The organism is Postechiella marina, from assembly GCF_039538365.1.
Taxonomy (GTDB): Bacteria; Bacteroidota; Bacteroidia; order Flavobacteriales; family Flavobacteriaceae; genus Postechiella; species Postechiella marina.
Genome location: NZ_BAABCA010000005.1, coordinates 413803 through 432352, shown reverse-complemented (window position 1 = coordinate 432352; position 18550 = coordinate 413803). Strand labels below are relative to the sequence as shown.

The window sequence follows — 18550 nt, the reverse complement described above, 5'->3', positions numbered from 1 at the left end:
GTAATGATGAAAAGACTGTTTAAATTAAATAATATTTTACTTTTTTTAGTGGCTATGCAGTCTTTGTTTGCTCAAGATTCTAGACCAAATATGGTAGTAGTATTGGTAGACGATCACGCTTTTGAAGCCATTTCAGCATACAATTCTTATTTAAAAGATTTTGCAAAAACGCCAACTATAGATAGGTTGTTTAACGAAGGTATGCGATTCGATAATTTTGCATGTAATAATTCTATTTGCTCGCCAAGTAGGGCATCAATTTTAACAGGACAATACAGTCATAAAAATGGGGTGGTATATTTAGGAGGAGCGATAAAAGAAACCGCTCCTCAATATCCAAATTTACTTCAAAAATCAGGCTATCAAACTTGGTTGGTTGGTAAATGGCATTTAGAATCGAATCCAAAAGGCTACGAAAAACATATGACTGTTAAAGGACAGGGTAAGTATTTCAATCCAACATTTAAAGGCACCGAAGGAACTTGGAAAAAAGAAGGTTATTCAACCGATGTGTATACCGATATAGCTATGGATTGGCTAAAAGATAGAGACAAAGAAAAACCTTTTTTGTTAAGTCTTCAATTTAAAGCGCCACATCACGATTACGGACATGCAGAAAGATATGATAATTTGTTAGAAAATGTTACTATTCCAGAGCCTCCAACATTATATGAAGATATTAGAAATAGCAATTCAAATTTAAAAAAGGAGTTTGTTAAAGCAAGTAAGTTTCATATGCTGTATGGAATGGACGATGTAGGATATTATGCCAGACACAAAGATGATAAAGCACCAGACGCTATGGGTAAGCATAACCCTAATAGTGATAAAGATAAAATACGTGCTGCTTACCAACATCAAATTCATAAATACATTCGCTGTATAAGTGGAAACGATGATAATTTAAAACGTGTGTTAGATTATTTAGATGCGGAAGGAATAGCAGAAAATACGGTTGTAATTTATACTTCAGATCAAGGTTATTGGCTTGGGCAACACGGATTGTACGATAAAAGGTTAATATTAGAAACGTCCATGCGAATGCCTTTTTTAATTCGATATCCCAAAATGATTAAGCCTAAATCTGTAAATAAAGATTTGTGTATAAATGTAGATATAGCACCTACATTATTAGATTTGGCAGGTGTTAATATTCCAGAATCTATGCAAGGTAAAAGTTTATTGCCTATGTTAAAAGGTGAAAAAACACCAAAAGATTGGAGAACTTCACAATTTTACAATTATTGGTCAACTCCATTTCATTATGGAATAAGAACCAAAAGATATACCTATTTAAAAATTAAAGATCATCCTGAAGAACTTTTTGACAGAAAAAAAGATCCTAATCAATTATTTAATGTTGCAGGGAAATCAAAATATAAAAAAGCGATTTCAAAACTTGAAAAAGAATTGGAAAATCAAATTAAAGAAATAGCTATAAATCCAGAAGAATTACCTGGAACAGGTAAAGAACCCTATCAGCCAGTTAAAAGGAGAGCTTCAAAAAATAAAAAGCATTAAACATTATGGTTTTTAAATTATTGAAAAAGAGTTGGTTTTATGTTGTTTTTTTAATTGTTATTTCGAGCCAATTACTTTCTGCTCAGGAATCAAGACCAAACATAGTCGTAATTTTTGCTGATGATTTAGGTTATTCAGATATTGGATGTTATGGAGGTGAAATTCAAACTCCAAATATTGATAAATTAGCAGAAGAAGGTATTCGATTTACCCATTTTATAAACGGTTCTAAATGTGCACCTTCAAGAGCATCTTTGTTAACAGGTTTATATCCCATAGAAGCTGGATGTGTTGGTCCGCCAACCCAAATGCTTAATGGCGTAACCATTGCCGAAATGTTAAAACAAGCAGGTTATAAAACATTAATGACAGGGAAATGGCACGGAAAAGAGCATCCCGTTAAAAGAGGTTTTGACCATTTTTGGGGAACCGTAAGCGGGTCATTTAACTATTTTAAGCCTGGAGCAAAACAAAAGTATATGGAAGATGCTGAGGTTTTGAAATCATTTCCTACGGAATTAAAACAAAATTTTTACACTACAGATACTTTTACTAATAAAGCTCTTAACTATTTAGATGCCCAAGAAAATAATAACGAGCCTTTTTTCTTATATGTAGCCTATAATGCTCCACATTATCCGCTTCAGGCTTGGCCAGAAGATATAGCAAAATATAGAGGTAAATATTTAAAAGGCTGGGATGTGTTAAGAGAAGAGCGGTTTCTACGTCAACAAAAAATGGGAATTGTAGCACCTAATTGGAAGCTAACAAAAAGAGATGAAAAAGTAACAGCTTGGGCAAATTATAAAAATAAAGATATTGCCGATTTAACCATGGCAACTTATGCTGCTATGGTTGATAGAATGGATCAGAATATTGGAAAACTTATAGCAAAATTAGAAGAGACAGCTAAAAGAGAAAATACGTTAATTGTTTTCTTGTCGGACAATGGCGGAAATGCAGAAGGGCATATGTGGGATGGTGTTAGTCCAAATAATAAGCCAGGATTAAAAAACTCTCAGGCAAAATTAGGTGTTGAATGGGCAAATGCTTCAAATACACCTTTTAAGAGCTACAAACGTTCTACTTTTAATGGCGGGCAAGTAACACCATTTATTGTTAGTTGGCCAAAAGGAAACTTAAAAAAAGGAGTAATTACACAACAAAAGGGAAATTTAACAGATTTAATGCCCACTTTTTTAGAATTGGCAAAAGCTACCTATCCTGAAGGTGAAACTTGGAAAGTACCAGCAGAAGGAAAATTAAAAACGTCGTGGAAAATAAGACCATTATCAGGAAAAAGTTTGGTCCCCGCTTTTTATAATGAAGGTGTAACACGTGAAAATTTTAAAGGTTATTTTCAAGGAGGTAGAATGCTAATTGCTAACGATTGGAAAATTGTTTCGAACGGTGGAGATGGAGCAATTTTACATTTGGATGACTATCCTTGGGAATTATATAATTTAAAAAATGATGGAACTGAGTCTGAAAATTTAAGTTATAAATACCCCAAATTGGTAGATTCTTTAGATGCTATTTATAGAAACTGGATAAATGATACTGATGCATATACGTCATTAAAATCACATGAATATTATCAGCCATATTATACAAAAGAGCAGCATTTAATTATAAAACAACTTTCTAAAGATAAGGAGTATAATAGTTTGTTGGCAGAAAGAAAAAACATTGGGTTAAAAATAGTTGAAGTATTGAAAAAAAGGCAATTAAAAATGAAAACTACTTTAGGTATGGAAAAGTTGCCAATGTCTTATTTTGGTATAGTTGAAGCTGGCAGAAAGTATGCTGAAATAACTTCAGAAATTAAAAGTTTGTATAATGCTTGGGATCAAAATATTATAGAAACAGATAAATACTGCGTGACATTAGGGAAAGCCTATGCTGAAGTATGGAAAATTCAAGAAAAGATTAGACCAAGAACAACTTCATTAGAAATTAATTAGATGTCGTTTACAATGAAAATTAAATTAGCATATTTGTTGTTTTTTTTATGTTTATGTACAGGATGTAATACAACACAAGGGAAGTTTAAAAAAGTAGAAAAGCCAAATATTTTAATTCTCTTTCTAGACGATTTAGATCCAAATTTTGGGTGCTATGGAAATCCCCTTGTAACTACACCAAATATAGATAAATTGGCAAGTGAAGGAATGTTGTTTACAAAGGCGTATGCAGCAGCTACAGTTTGTAGCCCCAGCCATACCACATTATTTACAGGGTGTTATGCTTCAACTATTGGAGCGCCAAACCATAGAAGTAATTATATTAATAAATTGCCAGAAGGGTATCACATTTTAACTCAGCTTATGCGAAATGCTGGTTATTTTGATGTAAACTTTAAAAGTAATGGTAATAGAATGTATAATAAATTATATGGTGCTACAGCTAAAACCGATTTAAATTTTGATAGAGGCAAACCAGAAAATAATCTAGAAAGTGGTAAGGAGGTTTTTAATCATCTTCAAATTATAGATCCAACAAATATTGCTACTTATTTTAAAGGAGGCGAATGGGGTAAAAAAGAAAAAAATCAACCGTTTTTTGCTTATGCAAATATAGAAACGGGCAAAAAACACGGTTTTATTCCTGGTAGAGCATGGGCTAAAGAAAATAATATAGATATAGATTCTACTCAAATTAATATTCCTCCTTATTATGCAGGTACAGATGAGGTTCGTTCTGTATTAACAGCAAGTATGGATGCGGTTTCTCATGTAGATTTTGAAGTAGGTAAGTTTTTAAAAGCTTTAGAGAACGAAGGTCTCGATAAAAACACCTTGGTTATTTTAGCTTCAGATCATGGAGCAACTCTGCCTAGGCATAAACAACAATTATGGTCTACGGGTCTTAAAATTCCTATGATAATTCGCTGGCCAAATCATATAAAATCGAATTCAATAAATAAAGAATTAGCAAGTATTATAGATATTGCTCCAACATGTTTAGCTGCTGCTAAAGCACCTATTCCAGAAACTATGGAGGGATTAAATCTTATAGATTTATCCACGAAAGAACGAGAATTCTTATTTGCCACAAAAGATGGGATGGGAGGTGTTTTTGATGTTTCACGCTCGGTTATTTCAAAGAAACATCAATTTATTTATCATTATTATCCAGAGATTCCTTTTACAGCAAATGGTTATGCAAAAAGGACTCTCTCTTTTAAAAGCATGGTGAAATTGCAAAAAGAAGATAAATTATCGCCTTTACAAGATATTTATTTTGCTAGTAATAAAACAGATGCTATAGAGTTGTATAATTTAGAAAAAGATATAGATCAGGTACATAATTTGGCAAAAAATAGCGCATATCAAAATCTGGTTGATAGGTATAAAAATGTTCTAGTAAAATGGCAGAAACAAACTGGTGATACTATTGTAGATGCTAGAAAACTTTTGGGTGTAACTAAAATACCTATAGGTACTATGGTTGATGATGTTTTAGGTGTAAAATAACATTATACCTTTCTTAAATAAAATATTAAAGTAATGAAGACAGATAAAACAATATTACCCCTTTTTTGCGCTATTTTATTAATGGCTTGTAATACTAAGAAAACAACTAAAATAGTTTACAAAACTTTGCCAGATCATTATAAAGCCAACTGGACGTCTTTACGTAAACACCAAACACCTAATTGGTTTGACAATTTAAAATTTGGAATATACTGTCATTGGGGACCACAAACGGTTGAGGTTAAATATGAAAAGGATGAAATTACACGTTTAGAGGCTATTGAAAAATGGAAAGGCGAAAAATTTGATGCTAAAAATTGGGTTAATGTAATGCAAAAAGCTGGAGCTCAATTTGGAGGTCCGGTAGCATGGCATGGTAGTGGCTTGGTGAATTGGGAAAGTGATATTACCGATTGGAACTCAACTAAAAAAGGACCAAAAGTAGATATTTATGGAGATTTATCTAAAGAGTTACGTAAAAGAGGTATGCCTGTTATTGCAAGCTATCATACAGGCAATTTTTGGAGCAGAATGTGGGGACAAATTTCTAAAGAAAATAAAACGTATTTAGATCCTACAAAAGATAATGCTATGTATGCTACTTTAAACAAAGGGCGAGTTGGTAATGAGATTTTTGATGCTTGGTATGCGCGAATTTCAGAATCTGTAGACAAGTATCAACCCGATATGATTTGGTTTGATACAGGTTTTGGAGGTACAGTTCCTAAAGAGTTAAGAGGGCAAATGCATAAAGGTAGACAGTTACCCGATGCGTCCAATAAATTAATAAGCGCACCAGAGTCATACCAACAAAAAATGATTAGTCATTTTTTTAATAAAGGTCTAGAATGGGGAAAAGAGGTTGAGGTTGTTTATAAAACACACGATATTCCTGTAGGTATTGGAGTTAGAGATTTAGAAGATGGTAATTTAATTGGTTTGCAGTACGATCCTTGGATGTCTGATGTTAATATGCAACGTCATTTTGAATGGCGTTCCACATGGTTTTATAACCCTGTAAATAAAGTGAAGAGTGCAGGTACATTGGTTGATATGCTTATAGATATGACAAGTAAAAATGGACGAATGTTGCTAAATGTTCCGCCTCAAGAAGATGGTACATTTGCACCAGAGATAAAAAAGGAATTGTTCGCTATTGGCAATTGGTTAAAAATAAATGGTGAAGCTATTTATGGTACTATGCCATGGGTTTTATTTGGAGAAGGACCTACAGAGGTAACTAACCCTGGACATCATGGGCAAGGAAAAAATCATGGAGAGTTAATTCCAAAATACACTGCTAAAGATATTCGTTTTACTCAAAAAGGAAAGACTTTGTATGCTATTTGTATGGATTGGCCAGAAAAGGATTTAACTATACGTAGTTTAGGGTTATATGGTAAACTTTATCCAGACGATATTAAATCTGTAAATCTTCTAGGAACTTCAGAAAAATTAAATTGGAGTATAGATGAAGCAGGTATGCATGTGCGTTTTCCAAAGAAGAAACCTTGTAATTTTGCTTATGTATTAAAAGTAGAAAGAAATTAAACGAACAAAAAAATAATCGTAAAAATGAAAAATATTATAATAACTGTTTTATTGTGTGTGTCTATAGGTGTTTTTGGTCAGTCAGAAGTTATTAACTCTTTAAAGGTAGAAAAAGGAAACTTACTTTTTTCTGATGATTTTGAGCGAAAAGAGGGGTTAGGAGATTGGACGGTACACGAGAAGTTTAATGGTGCTTTTACTATTAATAAGGGTAAATGGGTAACAAAAGAAATTGAAGGAGCTGGACATGGCTCTACAGCTCGTGTTCATTTTAATTATAAAGATGTTGTTATAGAATTCGATTTTAAATTTAGAGGCGCAAAACGGTTTAATATTGTAATGGACGATATGGCATGCAAATCTGTGTGGGCAGGACATATATGTAGAGTGTCTTTTTCTAAAAATAGTTTTACTGTACAAGATGATAAAACAGGAACTATGGATTTAAAAATTAGAAATCAAATTAAAGACAACCCAAAAAAGAAACTTGAATTAAAGGCTCTTTTAGATTCTAAAAAAACGGTTGTTAAAAACACTTTTGAAGACAATAAATGGTATCATGTCATAATAACAAAAAAAGGAGCAGTTTTAGAGTGCAAAGTAGATGGAAAAATTGCTCAAATAAAGTCTGAAGGTATTAATCATTTAAATTTAAATAAGTTTGGACCAACAATAACTGGGGCAGATATTTTATTTGATAATATAAATATGTGGTCGATTAAATAAGAAATTTATTTGTAGCATATTGTGTGGAAAAGATAATGGAGCTATTCCCAAATGTTTTCAATATCTTCTTGTAAAAACTGTTTTAAATTATATTTGAATTTTACAGTGTTAACCAATTCGTATTTTTCGCAAAAATTATCAAACAGGTAAATAGCCTTACTTTTACTACCCATTTTAATAAGCGAATTTAGTTGATAATAAAGTGCTTGCACATTAATGTTGTCTATGTTTTGAATATAAGTTGTAATTTCTAAAACAGTATTTGTTTTTCCAGCATTGTACAAGGTTTTGCAGTACAGCATTAGCAAATCTAGAATATCAAAATTTAGCGTAGATTTTTCTTCTAAGAGCCAATCTTTTTTTATTTCATATAAAAACTCACCTCTTTTTACTTTCTCAAAAAAATCTTGATAATTGGTGTTTTTAGTTTTTATAAAGTTTAACACATAAGCATAGTCTATATCAACTTTGTCGCTAAATTCAATTTTCCAGAGTTTATTTTTGTAAACCACATTAATATCATCAATATCTTTTAAGGTTTTTTTTAAAGCATTAAAAGAAACACCTCTATTATTGGCAGCTTTGTCTGGAAGAAATCCTTCCCACAAAAGCCCTGTTAATTCGCTAGTTTTTATGCCTTTTTTATTATTTAATGTGCGTAGTAAAACAAGAAGAAATAATTCTTTTATTTTAGGAGAGAAGGTGTTAGCAATATCAACTCCTTTGGCATTAATTAAACTAAATTTACCAAACAAATAAAGTGTAATGTTCTTATTGTTATGATGCTTAGAAATAGGTTTGGCTAAGTCTTTCTTTTTTTGATTTTTTTTCAATTTGAAAAACAAAAAAAGTAATAGTGCTAATAATGCAAGACTAATAAAAAATATGATAGTTCTATTTTCGTTTTCTGTTTTTGCTTTAAGCACAAGCGTGTTATTTGCAATCCATTTTATTTCGTCATCACTTAAAGCTCTGTTCCAAATTTGTAAATTATCTAAATATCCTGTAAAATAATTTTTTTGCTTAATACCATGACCTAAAAGCAAATTTGTAGAACCAATAAATGATGGTCTATTCGCAGCATTTCCAATATGTTTTCCATCAATAAATATGCTTTGTATTTGTTGCTTTAAGTTGTATTTAACAACCAAACGGTACCATTTTTCTGGAGCAACGGTGTAATTAGGTTTACAATCATTGGTGTAAAAACCAAAAGCGGGTTTTCCTGCAAGTATATTTACATGTAGCCCTTTTCTAAAGCCTTGTTGGTTATTACCTAGTATGCAGTAATTTGTTTGATTGTTTGTTGTACTGTATTTAAAATCTATAGCTATTGTAAAACTGGAATTTACAATCTTATAATGGTCTACTTCCTTTAAAGTAATAACGTTTTTATTGTCAATTTTTAATACATAACCTCTGTTTATGTCATTAATAAATTTTGTCTTGTTTTCTTTAAGGTTTTCGTCTTGTACTTCGTTTTTAAGGTTATTGTTAAACTTATAAAAAGCAGTTAAGTTTTTTGTGAGATCTAATTTTTCAGCTTTAAAATTAAAGCTTTTGTTTAAATTTGTTTTATCAGAAATTTTTATAGAGCTTGGTGTAAAGCTGTAACCCTCTTTTAAAGGTTTAAGCTCTAATGTTTTTCCTTTTTCGTAAGGGAAACTAAAGTATCTATTTGTAAACGTTTTTCTTTTATGTGCCCAATTAATATCTTTTACTATATGGGTTTCGTTTTGCACACTACCTTTTACAAAAGGGGTTTCGTTTATAATTTTTGTTAAATTAAATAGTGTGCCATTTCGTTTTAAAGAAGAATAAAAAATAAAATTAGGACGTTTACCTGTTATTTTCCAAGAGCGTAGTAAATAGTTTATACTATAGGCATTTAGATTTAGGTTATTCCAGTTTTTTGTAATGTTATTTTTAATTATATTTTGTTCTGTAAAATGTTTAACACTTAAAAATTCATTACAAATTAGAGAATCTATACTCGTTTTGTTATTTGTATTAAATGCCGAATATTTTATAATATGATTAGATGCCTTGTTTAAAGTTTTGCTTGCAGAATTACTGCTAAAAATAATTAATGGTTTTTTTAGAGTTTGTATTGTTTTAATCTCTGGCCAACGTTCTCCTTGATTTTTAAAGAAGCACTTATTGTATAAGGAAACCGATTTGAGTAAACCAATTAATTTATCGTCATTTCCATCATATTTAATAAACAAAGGGAAAATGTTGTTTTCATTTCGGTTTATTGAAGTTTTTAATAATTCGAAGAATTTTTTTAAACTTAAATGTCCTTGATCTAGTTGTAATTCGAGTTCAGAATTTTTTATCACCTTAATAGACATGCCAAAGTTTTTTTTAGAAAAATCATTTTTTAAAACAGAAATAATGCTTTCTTTTTTAGAAAATTCTGCAATAGCAAAAGACCTATCTGAAATAGTTTGCCCAATTAAAATTTGTGTAGAAAGTAACGTAAAGACAAAGAGAATTTGTATTTTATTTATAGCAAAAAGGGAGTTGTTATTTGGTGTAAACAATGGTGATATATATAATTTCTACTTTCTCAAATTTAGCGAATACTGTTTTGATTTTACTGTAATCTAACATAAAATAAGGTAACAAAAGGTTTAAAGTATTGTTTATATATTCTTTTTTTATAAACACTTAATTTGATTAATTAATTGTTTTTTAGTTGTTTAGCAATGTAGTTAAGTGTTCTGTTAAGTCTGTCTTTAAATTTTTGCTACTCATGTAATACTATCTTTTTTAATAAATGACTTGTATCTTTACTAAGTTACAAAATATTATATCGTATTTTTTATAGATGTAAAATACATGCTACAATGAGTTATAAGATGTTATCTAAGTATAGAGAATTTGTATTTTTAAATATATATTCAAGGGTGTGTATTTTCGTTTTATTTTTTTCGGTGCATAGTTGTCAAACAAAAAAAACAGTAAAAAAAGAAGTAGAAAAACGCCCAAATATATTGTTTTGTATTGTAGACGATCAATCTTTTATACATACGTCTATTAACGGAACAGCTGAAGTAAATACACCAAATTTTGATAGAATTGCAAAAAGTGGTGTTTTATTTAACAATGCCTATTGTAACGCCTCGTCTTGCGCGCCATCTAGAGCATCTATATTAACAGGTAGAAATATTTGGGAGATAGAAGAAGGAGGATTACTATTTGGAGGATTGCCAAAACAGTTTTCCACATTTTCTAGTTTACTTAAAAAAAGCGGATACGAAACAGGTTACACAGGTAAAGGTTATATGCCTGCAAGCCATAAAGAGCCATACCAAAAACAACCATTAGCAGAAGAGTTAAATGCTGTAAAATTAAATGCTCCTAAATATATAAATAGAAAAGACTATTCTGGCAACTTTAATGTTTTTATGGAAAAGAGAGTAAAAGATAAACCATTCTTTTTTTGGTATGGCTCTCACGAAGCACATAGGGCTTATAATTCTGGAGATGGCATAAAGGCAGGTAAAGATATATCTAAAATTAAAGTGCCTGGTTTTTTGCCAGATAACGATTTAATAAGAAGTGATATAGCCGATTATTATAACGAAATAGAATGGTCTGATGCACATTTAGGGCGAATGCTACAAGCTTTAGAGCATGCAGGAGAGTTAGAAAACACTATTGTTATTGTTACTGCAGATAATGGCATGCCTTTTCCAAGAGCTAAAGGAACATGTTACGATTATGGAACACATATGCCTTTGGCTGTATGTTGGGGAAATAAACTAAAAGGAGGGAATAATGTAAACGATTTTATAAGTTTTATCGATTTTGCTCCAACTATATTAGAAGCTGCGGGTATTACTATTCCAAAAGGAATAACAGGCAAGAGTTTTTTAAATGTATTACTTTCTAATAAAAGCGGTTTAGTAGATAAAAGTAGAGATAAGGTCTTTACTGCCCTAGAGCGTCACGCATATTGTAGACAAGAAGGATTAACATATCCTATACGCACCATTAGAAAAGGAGATTGGTTATATATTATGAATTTTGAACCTGATAGATGGCCTGCTGGTGATCCCGATTTTTACTCACCACATCAAGGATTTTATGGCGATATAGATAAAAGTCCGTCGCGAACCTATATTTTAGATAAGGAAGATAAAACTGCAGCAGATTATTATTTTAATATTACCGTAGGGAAACGTCCAGATGTAGAATTATATAATGTTAAAGAAGACCCATACCAACTAAACAATGTGGCGTTTAAAGAAATTAATAAAAGTTTGTGTAAAGAATTAAAGAACGAACTTTTTACATACCTATCAAAAACAAACGACCCAAGAATGATGGGAAAGGCGCCTTGGGATAATTATCCATATTATTTTGATGGTTTTTCACAAAAACATTTGTTGCCAATAGGGAAAAGAGATAATAAGAATAAATAAGAAGTTAAAAATATAGTGTTAGATACAGGTGTTTTTAGCATTTTATAGATAAAGGAAGTTAGTGTGTAATTATAATTGGTAATAAAAGGTTTTTAAAATACCATATTTAATTAATATCAGATAAAAAATATAAAATATGAGAAAGCAAAATATTGTTGTTTTAATACTTCTTTTAATAAGTATAGTTGGGTGTAATAATAAGAAAGAAGTAGTTCTAGAAAAAGAACAAAAAGGCGCATTTCCTTACCAAATGCCCGAAGAAAAACCAAATCGCCCATTAAGTGCTGCTATGAAAAGAAATTATGATGCATATTTTGGAGTAAGACCAGAAAGCAATGAGTTGTATACTCAGTTTAGATATACTAAACTTAAAGGGTTTGACTATAATGATGGTGATGGAACTATTTCGAGACGAGATCCTTCTAAAGTAATATTTGCCAATGGTAAATATTACGTTTGGTATACGCATAGAGAAACCTCGGTAGCTCCAATTGGTATTCCTCGCGCATCCGAAAGTAATGACACCATTCCTTCTGCAGATTGGGATTTGTCTGATATTTATTTTGCAACATCAAAAGATGGTTTTACTTGGGAAGAGCAAGGCGTTGCGGTGCCACGAGCAGAAAAGCCCAATCCCGGACATCGATCGGTAACGACAACCGATATTTTAGAGTGGAAAGGTAAATATTACTTGTATTATCAAGCATTTTCTGAAGCTCCCGGAAAAAATGGGGGAGATTATTGTCCTGTAGCAGTTTCGTATGCAAACTCGCCAGATGGCCCTTGGATAGCTACAAATAAAGTAGTAATTCCTAATGGTGAAAAAGGCGAGTGGGATCAACATTCTGTTCACGACCCTTTTCCTTTAGTTCATAATGGCAAGGTGTATTTATATTATAAATCAGATTTTGGAAAATCTGATACTACAAAAATGGTTCGAATGCATGGTTTAGCAATAGCCGATAATCCATTAGGACCTTTTAAAAAACACCCGCTAAACCCAATAATGAACTCTGGACATGAAACAACTTTGTTTCCGTTTAAAGAAGGCGTTGGGGCATTTACTATTCGCGATGGTAACGAAAGTAATACTATTCAATATGCCAAAGATTGGGTGAATTTTGAAATTGCATCAACTGTAGAAATGATGCCTAATGCTGCGGGTCCGTTTATAAAAGATGCTTTTACCAATACAAAAAATGGTAGAGGTATTACTTGGGGATTGTCTCACTTTGCAAGACCTCATGGAGACTGGAAACGTAACCACGTTATCTTATTGCGTTTCGATTGTGATTTAAGCCAGGATATTGATGATCAGTCAATGAAAAGACATCATGTTATACCAAAATATGATGATTTATTTAGACAAGGTTTAAGTAAAAGTCAAAAAAATAGAATTCTAAAAGAAACAAACCAATTAAACAAGGAATAAAAGTTATGAAATTTAAAGTTTTATTATTTATACCTTTTATTATTTTGTCTCATTTGGCTTTTGGTCAGTCTAATAAAATATTAATACCAAAGCAACAGCATAATTATGTTAAAATTTATCAACCTGTTGGAGATTATTTTTTTGGACCAGATACAAAGTTGTTAAAAGAAGGTAAGTGGTATGATAGGTGGATTCCTAACGATCATTGTTTTGTTAAAGGAGAAGATGGTTTTTGGCATATTTTTGGAATTACGCATCCGTATACCAATCCTGAATTAGGTAATATTCATCAAGGAGAATATGCTTCTTTTCATGCAATTTCTTCGGTAAAACATTTTAAAAAAAGTGTAAAAAAGCATCATTATAAAGATTTAAAAAAAATTCTAACACCTAAGGAACGTCCTGGAGAAATAGAAGCAAATCATGCACCTTATATTGTTAAAAAAGAAGATTTATATTATATGGTTTATGGGCACAGTCCAATGCGTTTGGCTACTTCTCCAGATCTTTATAATTGGACACCTAAGGGGAGTTTGTTTAATGAGGAAAAAGGAGCTCGCGACCCTAATTTAATACTTTATAAAGGGATTTATTATATGACATATTGCTCAGAAAAATGTGTTCGCATGCGAACTTCAAAAGATTTAATTCAATGGAGCGAGGCACAAACGATTTTAACCACAAATGCGTTCGATCCAGAATCTCCTTCTGTTATTTTTCATAATAATACATTTTATCTTTTTGTGTGTTCATGGAAAAAAGGGCAATGGGATCGAGTTAGCTTAATGGGAGCTTATACTAATAATGCGCATGTGTTTGCATCAAAAGACATTACTAATTTTGGTGTAGATAACGAAAAACAAATAACAGTATTAAAATCTCATGCTCCAGAAATTTTTCAAGATGAAGATGGGCAGTGGTATATTTCTAGTGTTGTATATCCCGACATGGGCGTAAGTATCGATAAATTAGAATGGGTAGAAGAAAAACAATAAACAAAACTTAAATATATGTTGACGAAAAATAAAAGGTTTACATTTTTATTAGTCTTTTTAATGTTAGTAACTATTACTAATGCACAAGAAACGTTTAAACCAGAATGGAAGAGTTTAAATAAACATAAAGTAACACCAGAGTGGTTTGCAGATGCCAAATTGGGCGTGTACTTTCATTGGGGGGTTTATAATGTGCCTGCAAACGGAAATGAATGGTATGGGCGTTTTATGTATGAGCACGACCGTAAGAAGAATTGGGGGAAAGATGTTTACAATTATCACACAAAAACATATGGTAGAGATAAGCATTACCATGATTTTATTCCAGAGTGGAAAGGAGAAAAATTTTCTGCAAAACGTTGGGTAGATATGTTCGAGAATATGGGAGCTAAATTTATTGGAACAATAGCAGAGCATCACGATGGTTTTTCACTTTGGGAAAGCGAAGTAAACCCATGGAACTCTAAGGTTATGGGGCCAAAAATAGATGTTGTTAAAGAAATGGCTTTGGAGGTTAAAAAACGCGATTTAAAATTTATGACAACCTTTCATCATGGTTTTCATATGATGTTTTTTCCTAAGAGAGAAAACAGTGTGTTACGTCCAGTAAGCCAGCACGCTAAAGCTTATAAAACTTTGGAGTTTCCAGAAGGTGGTAAATACGATATTTTGTATGGTAATACAAGTTATAAAGAAGAATGCGACATTTGGTTAGGTAAATTAAATGAAGTTATAGATGCTTATTGTCCAGATTATATTTGGATGGATTTTGCTCAAGGTTATGTAGAAGAAGGGTACCGTAAACAATTTTTAGCAAACTACTTTAATAAAGCAGCTACACTTAATAAAGAGGTTGTTGTAAATACAAAAGGCGATTTTTTTCCGACAGATTTAGCAGTTGTAAATGTAGAAAGAGCCACCATGGAAGATATAATGCCATTTGTATGGGTAACCGATTTTCAATTAGGAAGCTCTTGGGGTTACAATAAAGATAAACGTACTGCGCTAAATCCTGTAAAAGCCATTAGAATTTTAGCAGAAGTAGTTAGTAAAAATGGAGTAATGATTCTTGCAGCTGCGCCAATGGCAGAAGGTATAATACCAGAAGAACAAGCTAATGCTATGGCTGGTATAGGGCGTTGGTTAAAATTATATGGAGAAGCTATTTATAATACACGACCATTTGTAGAGTTTGGACAAGGACCAACTGAACTAAAAAGAAATCCTAACGACGATTGGAATGCTTACGGATCTATAAAAGCAGGTTTAAACGATTTAAATGCGCAAGATATTCGTTACACCAAAAAAGAAAAAACGGTGTATGCCATTCAATTAGGTTGGCCAGGAGCTAAGCAAGATGTTATTTTAAAAACGTTTGCAGGAAAAGCAAAGGGTATGCAGATAAAGTCAGTTAGTGTTTTGGGGAGTAAAGAGCGTATAAAATGGTCTATTTCTAAAACAGGACTAAAAGTAACTTCTCCTAAGAAAAAACCAGCAGAAGGTGATGCAGCCATTGTTTACAAAATTAAACTGAAGTAAATTATAAACAGTTTAAAAACTTAAAGCGCCCTAAAAATACATTTTAGAGTGCTTTTGTTTTATATGTTTAATCTGAGTATCTCAGCCTAAAATTAAAGATGTATATAATATTATTTGGTCTGTTTTTATATCCATTCTGATTTAATTCCCATATTATTTAATTCATCAATAACAGTGTCTTTGGCATAACATAATACGGTTTTCTTTAAGTTAGGGAATTGTTTTGCATCCATTGCAGTTTCTATGTCCCAATAATTTTCCCAACCTTCTCCAAATCGTAGAAGTTGCATATAAATGTCATTTCCACCATCCTGATAAATTTCTGTTATTTCAGATGCTAATCTTTTTGGAATCGGTAAGTCCTTAAAATATTGAGTAACTTCTTCAATTGGTTCATAGCCTTCTTCCTCAAGGTCAATATCTCTTTTTGGATACCAAAGAACAAATTCAAATAAATCAAACTTGGGTTTAATCAATTCTTTGTTATACATCAGTTCTTGAATAATTGCTAATTTAAAGCCGAAGTCTAGAAACGTGATTTCTTCCTCTTCTAATTTTTTAATCGCATATTTATTCTTTGGTATTTTGGGTAGCGAAGAGCTCTCGTAAGCCTTTATTACAAGTGCTTCAATGTTATTTTTTTTGGAAGCAAACCAAACACTAACATTGTTTAAGACTAGAGCTCCTGACGAATCACCTTTAAAAAGTTTAACTCTTTTGGTTTTGTTTAATTTATAATATGTTAAAATCTCTTCTTGGTCGAAAAGAAAATGTCCTTGAAACTTATTTTTTGAACTAAATTTAAAATCTTCTTTTTTTAATTCTAATGTTAAACTTTCTATTGATTTACCATTTTTTGAGTAAGCAAGTATTCCCAATTCATCCCAGGTGTAGATTGTATTATATTTAGTTTTTGTTTTTCTTTTAGTGGCAGAAAGTACTTTACTTAAAAGCTTAATTTCTATTGGGAAAGAAAAAGGTACATCATTGATACTAAAATTTTCTTCAGATAGTTTTATTCTAATCATATTATTTTTTTAATTGGCTACAAGGCTGTATGTATGGTTTGTTGGTGCATAGTAATAAACTATAAAATTATAAGAAGTCATTTTTAACTGCTTTCAATACTTGTATAGATTTTTAAAAACTCCTTTATTTCCAAATCTTTTTTATGAATGCAATAGGTTAAAGTTCCTGCATCCCAAAAATTAAACTCATCAATACTTTTTATATTTAATAAAACTAACCATTCATTAGGTTTTTCACCAAATTTAGTGGCAGCGTGTTCCTGAGGCAATTCGTGTTGTGTAAATACATTAGTATTTAAACCGTGAGTGTTTAATAGACTATAATGGTTATCTCTGTTTAAAGGTTGATTAATTGTCTTATTTTTAAACATTTTTTATGTGTTTAGTAACCTGTAAATTAAAGGTAGTTTACTAAAAGCAATATACGGTATTAAATACAATAGCGATTCGAGTTTACACCCAAACCGCTATTGCTTTTATATCTTGTTTTGCGTTCGCCTATTTTTTAGAGTGAAGACCAATTGTATTTCCTTCGGTATCTAGAAATATTGAGATAAATCCAAATTCTCCTATTGCTGTTTTTGATTTTAGAAGTTTTCCTCCAGCGTTTTCAATTCTCATTTCTTCAGTAGTACAATCATTAGATGCGAAATAAACAACAGTATTGTTTTCATTAGCAACATAGTTTTCTTTTTCTACCAGTGCTCCTGTTGCATTTACTCCATTGTTTTCAAAAGGGAATGTCGATTGTTTTCCCCATTCAATAGGTAGGTCTGTTAACTTAATAGCAAAAACAGTTTCATAAAATTTCTTAGCTCTTTCTAGGTTTGCCACATTAATATCAAACCAACAAACTGGATTTAAAGTATTCATATTTATCATTTTTTAAGTTCTCTACAAAATTGAGAATAGTTCGAGACTTAAAATTGTAAAAATGGGACAACACTGCTTTTTAAGAATCAAAAATTAAAGACATTTTTAAATCCTCTCCGTAAAATTCTTTAGGTGTAATTCCTGTAAATTCTTTGAAATCTTTAATAAAATGAGATTGGTCAAAATATTCATTTTCGTAGGTCAAATCAGTTAATTTTGTCTTATCGTTTTGTGAAAGTGATTTTAATGTAGCTTGAAGCCTAACAATTTTAGAAAGTTGTTTTGGGCTTAAGCCTACATTTGATGAAAATTTTCTAGCCAATATTCTCCTATTTAAACTAACGTGTTTAGACAGTTCATTAACAGAAATTTGTCCTTTGTATTTCGTAATTGTTTCTATGGTTGAGTTTATAATTCTGTCTTTTACCTCTTTACTTTTTAATAACTCCAACAGAAATGTTTCTGCTATGTTTATTCGTTCGTGGGTGTTTTTAGCATTTATAATTTCTTGCTCCAATTTCTCTCCTTTTTTACCAAATATTTTTTTTACAGCAATAGGTTTATTTTCCATTTCTTTTACAGGAATGTCGGTAAAAGGTGAAAAACCATTAGGATTAAATCGAATTACAAAAGTTCCTGTTTCACCTTTAGGCTCAACAACATAAGGTTTAGTAAGCTGACCTATTAAAAAACATCTCGGTTGCAAAAAGCTTTTTCCATTTTTAGGATGATGCCAATATAAATCGCCATAATGGAAAATTAATTTCATAGTTCCATCTGGAACAATAGTGTTTCTTGTAGGTGTATTTTTTAAAGAACTTTCTAAAGTCCAATAGCATTTTACAAAGTCTGCTAATTTGCTATTTGGTTTAAATATTTTTGGATTCACTCGGTTTCTTTTTTCTGATGATACACAAAGGTTGGGATATAAAAAGTAACGCCCTTTAATTTTAAGTACTAATGTAATAATTAATTT

14 protein-coding genes are annotated in these 18550 nt (G+C 31.2%); 9 read left to right on the top strand and 5 right to left on the bottom strand.

Annotation, left to right across the window (positions count from 1 at the left end; translation table 11 throughout):
- Window positions 1-3 precede the first annotated feature (3 nt).
- The 5 genes from ABD715_RS13315 to ABD715_RS13295 are packed head-to-tail and all read left to right on the top strand — an operon-like array spanning window position 4 to window position 7274.
- Window positions 4-1521 (top strand): sulfatase family protein, encoded by a 1518-nt coding sequence (locus ABD715_RS13315; protein ID WP_344788768.1) that lies wholly within the window; start codon window positions 4-6, stop codon window positions 1519-1521.
- Window positions 1522-1526: 5 nt separating this feature from the next.
- Complete coding sequence (locus tag ABD715_RS13310; RefSeq protein ID WP_344788767.1) at window positions 1527-3485, top strand: arylsulfatase; 1959 nt, start codon at window positions 1527-1529, stop codon at window positions 3483-3485.
- Between the two features lie 12 nt (window positions 3486-3497).
- Window positions 3498-4997 carry a sulfatase-like hydrolase/transferase gene (locus ABD715_RS13305; RefSeq protein WP_344788766.1) on the top strand — a complete coding sequence of 500 codons (1500 nt, stop codon included), beginning with the start codon at window positions 3498-3500 and terminating at the stop codon, window positions 4995-4997.
- Window positions 4998-5030: 33 nt separating this feature from the next.
- Window positions 5031-6548, top strand: coding sequence for an alpha-L-fucosidase (locus ABD715_RS13300; protein WP_344788765.1), 1518 nt, complete (start codon window positions 5031-5033; stop codon window positions 6546-6548).
- A 24-nt stretch (window positions 6549-6572) separates the two neighbouring features.
- On the top strand, window positions 6573-7274 hold the full coding sequence (locus tag ABD715_RS13295) for a hypothetical protein (RefSeq protein ID WP_344788764.1): 702 nt from the start codon (window positions 6573-6575) through the stop codon (window positions 7272-7274).
- A gap of 41 nt (window positions 7275-7315) precedes the next feature.
- On the opposite strand, the gene ABD715_RS13290 is transcribed toward ABD715_RS13295, so the two are convergent.
- A complete protein-coding gene (locus ABD715_RS13290) occupies window positions 7316-9820 on the bottom strand; it encodes a LamG domain-containing protein (protein ID WP_344788763.1) in 2505 nt (834 codons plus the stop codon).
- A 306-nt stretch (window positions 9821-10126) separates the two neighbouring features.
- On the opposite strand from ABD715_RS13290, the gene ABD715_RS13285 reads away from it, so the two are divergent.
- The 4 genes from ABD715_RS13285 (at window position 10127) to ABD715_RS13270 (ending at window position 15673) form a co-directional block, all read left to right on the top strand.
- Complete coding sequence (locus tag ABD715_RS13285) at window positions 10127-11707, top strand: sulfatase family protein (protein WP_344788761.1); 1581 nt, start codon at window positions 10127-10129, stop codon at window positions 11705-11707.
- 136 nt (window positions 11708-11843) lie between these two features.
- The gene (locus ABD715_RS13280) at window positions 11844-13139 is read left to right on the top strand and encodes a glycoside hydrolase family 117 protein (RefSeq protein WP_344788760.1); all 1296 of its coding nucleotides are present in this window, start codon (window positions 11844-11846) and stop codon (window positions 13137-13139) included.
- A 5-nt stretch (window positions 13140-13144) separates the two neighbouring features.
- Window positions 13145-14134, top strand: coding sequence for a family 43 glycosylhydrolase (locus tag ABD715_RS13275; protein WP_344788759.1), 990 nt, complete (start codon window positions 13145-13147; stop codon window positions 14132-14134).
- Between the two features lie 15 nt (window positions 14135-14149).
- Window positions 14150-15673, top strand: a complete 1524-nt coding sequence (locus ABD715_RS13270) for an alpha-L-fucosidase (protein WP_344788758.1) — start codon at window positions 14150-14152, stop codon at window positions 15671-15673.
- Between the two features lie 125 nt (window positions 15674-15798).
- Here the strand turns inward: ABD715_RS13270 and ABD715_RS13265 are convergent, their stop codons facing one another.
- The 4 genes from ABD715_RS13265 to ABD715_RS13250 form a co-directional block, all read right to left on the bottom strand.
- Window positions 15799-16701: a DUF6892 domain-containing protein gene (locus tag ABD715_RS13265; protein ID WP_344788757.1), complete on the bottom strand. Its 903-nt coding sequence runs from the start codon at window positions 16699-16701 to the stop codon at window positions 15799-15801.
- Window positions 16702-16784: 83 nt separating this feature from the next.
- Window positions 16785-17072, bottom strand: a complete 288-nt coding sequence (locus ABD715_RS13260) for a DUF1963 domain-containing protein (RefSeq protein WP_344788755.1) — start codon at window positions 17070-17072, stop codon at window positions 16785-16787.
- Window positions 17073-17199: 127 nt separating this feature from the next.
- Entirely contained in the window at window positions 17200-17574 is a 375-nt protein-coding gene (locus ABD715_RS13255) for a VOC family protein (RefSeq protein ID WP_344788754.1), read from the bottom strand.
- Window positions 17575-17653: 79 nt separating this feature from the next.
- Complete coding sequence (locus ABD715_RS13250) at window positions 17654-18463, bottom strand: DUF6597 domain-containing transcriptional factor (protein WP_344788752.1); 810 nt, start codon at window positions 18461-18463, stop codon at window positions 17654-17656.
- Between the last annotated feature and the right edge of the window lie 87 nt (window positions 18464-18550).

Excerpts from the sequence above, each read along its gene's own strand:
- ABD715_RS13315 (WP_344788768.1), top strand. The coding sequence starts at position 4 with ATGATGAAAAGACTGTTTAAATTAAATAATATTTTACTTTTTTTAGTG.
- ABD715_RS13285 (WP_344788761.1), top strand. The coding sequence starts at position 10,127 with ATGAGTTATAAGATGTTATCTAAGTATAGAGAATTTGTATTTTTAAAT.
- ABD715_RS13275 (WP_344788759.1), top strand. The coding sequence starts at position 13,145 with ATGAAATTTAAAGTTTTATTATTTATACCTTTTATTATTTTGTCTCAT.
- ABD715_RS13305 (WP_344788766.1), top strand. The coding sequence starts at position 3,498 with ATGAAAATTAAATTAGCATATTTGTTGTTTTTTTTATGTTTATGTACA.
- ABD715_RS13300 (WP_344788765.1), top strand. The coding sequence starts at position 5,031 with ATGAAGACAGATAAAACAATATTACCCCTTTTTTGCGCTATTTTATTA.
- ABD715_RS13280 (WP_344788760.1), top strand. The coding sequence starts at position 11,844 with ATGAGAAAGCAAAATATTGTTGTTTTAATACTTCTTTTAATAAGTATA.
- ABD715_RS13265 (WP_344788757.1), bottom strand. The coding sequence starts at position 16,701 with ATGATTAGAATAAAACTATCTGAAGAAAATTTTAGTATCAATGATGTA.
- ABD715_RS13270 (WP_344788758.1), top strand. The coding sequence starts at position 14,150 with ATGTTGACGAAAAATAAAAGGTTTACATTTTTATTAGTCTTTTTAATG.
- ABD715_RS13260 (WP_344788755.1), bottom strand. The coding sequence starts at position 17,072 with ATGTTTAAAAATAAGACAATTAATCAACCTTTAAACAGAGATAACCAT.
- ABD715_RS13310 (WP_344788767.1), top strand. The coding sequence starts at position 1,527 with ATGGTTTTTAAATTATTGAAAAAGAGTTGGTTTTATGTTGTTTTTTTA.
- ABD715_RS13255 (WP_344788754.1), bottom strand. The coding sequence starts at position 17,574 with ATGAATACTTTAAATCCAGTTTGTTGGTTTGATATTAATGTGGCAAAC.
- ABD715_RS13295 (WP_344788764.1), top strand. The coding sequence starts at position 6,573 with ATGAAAAATATTATAATAACTGTTTTATTGTGTGTGTCTATAGGTGTT.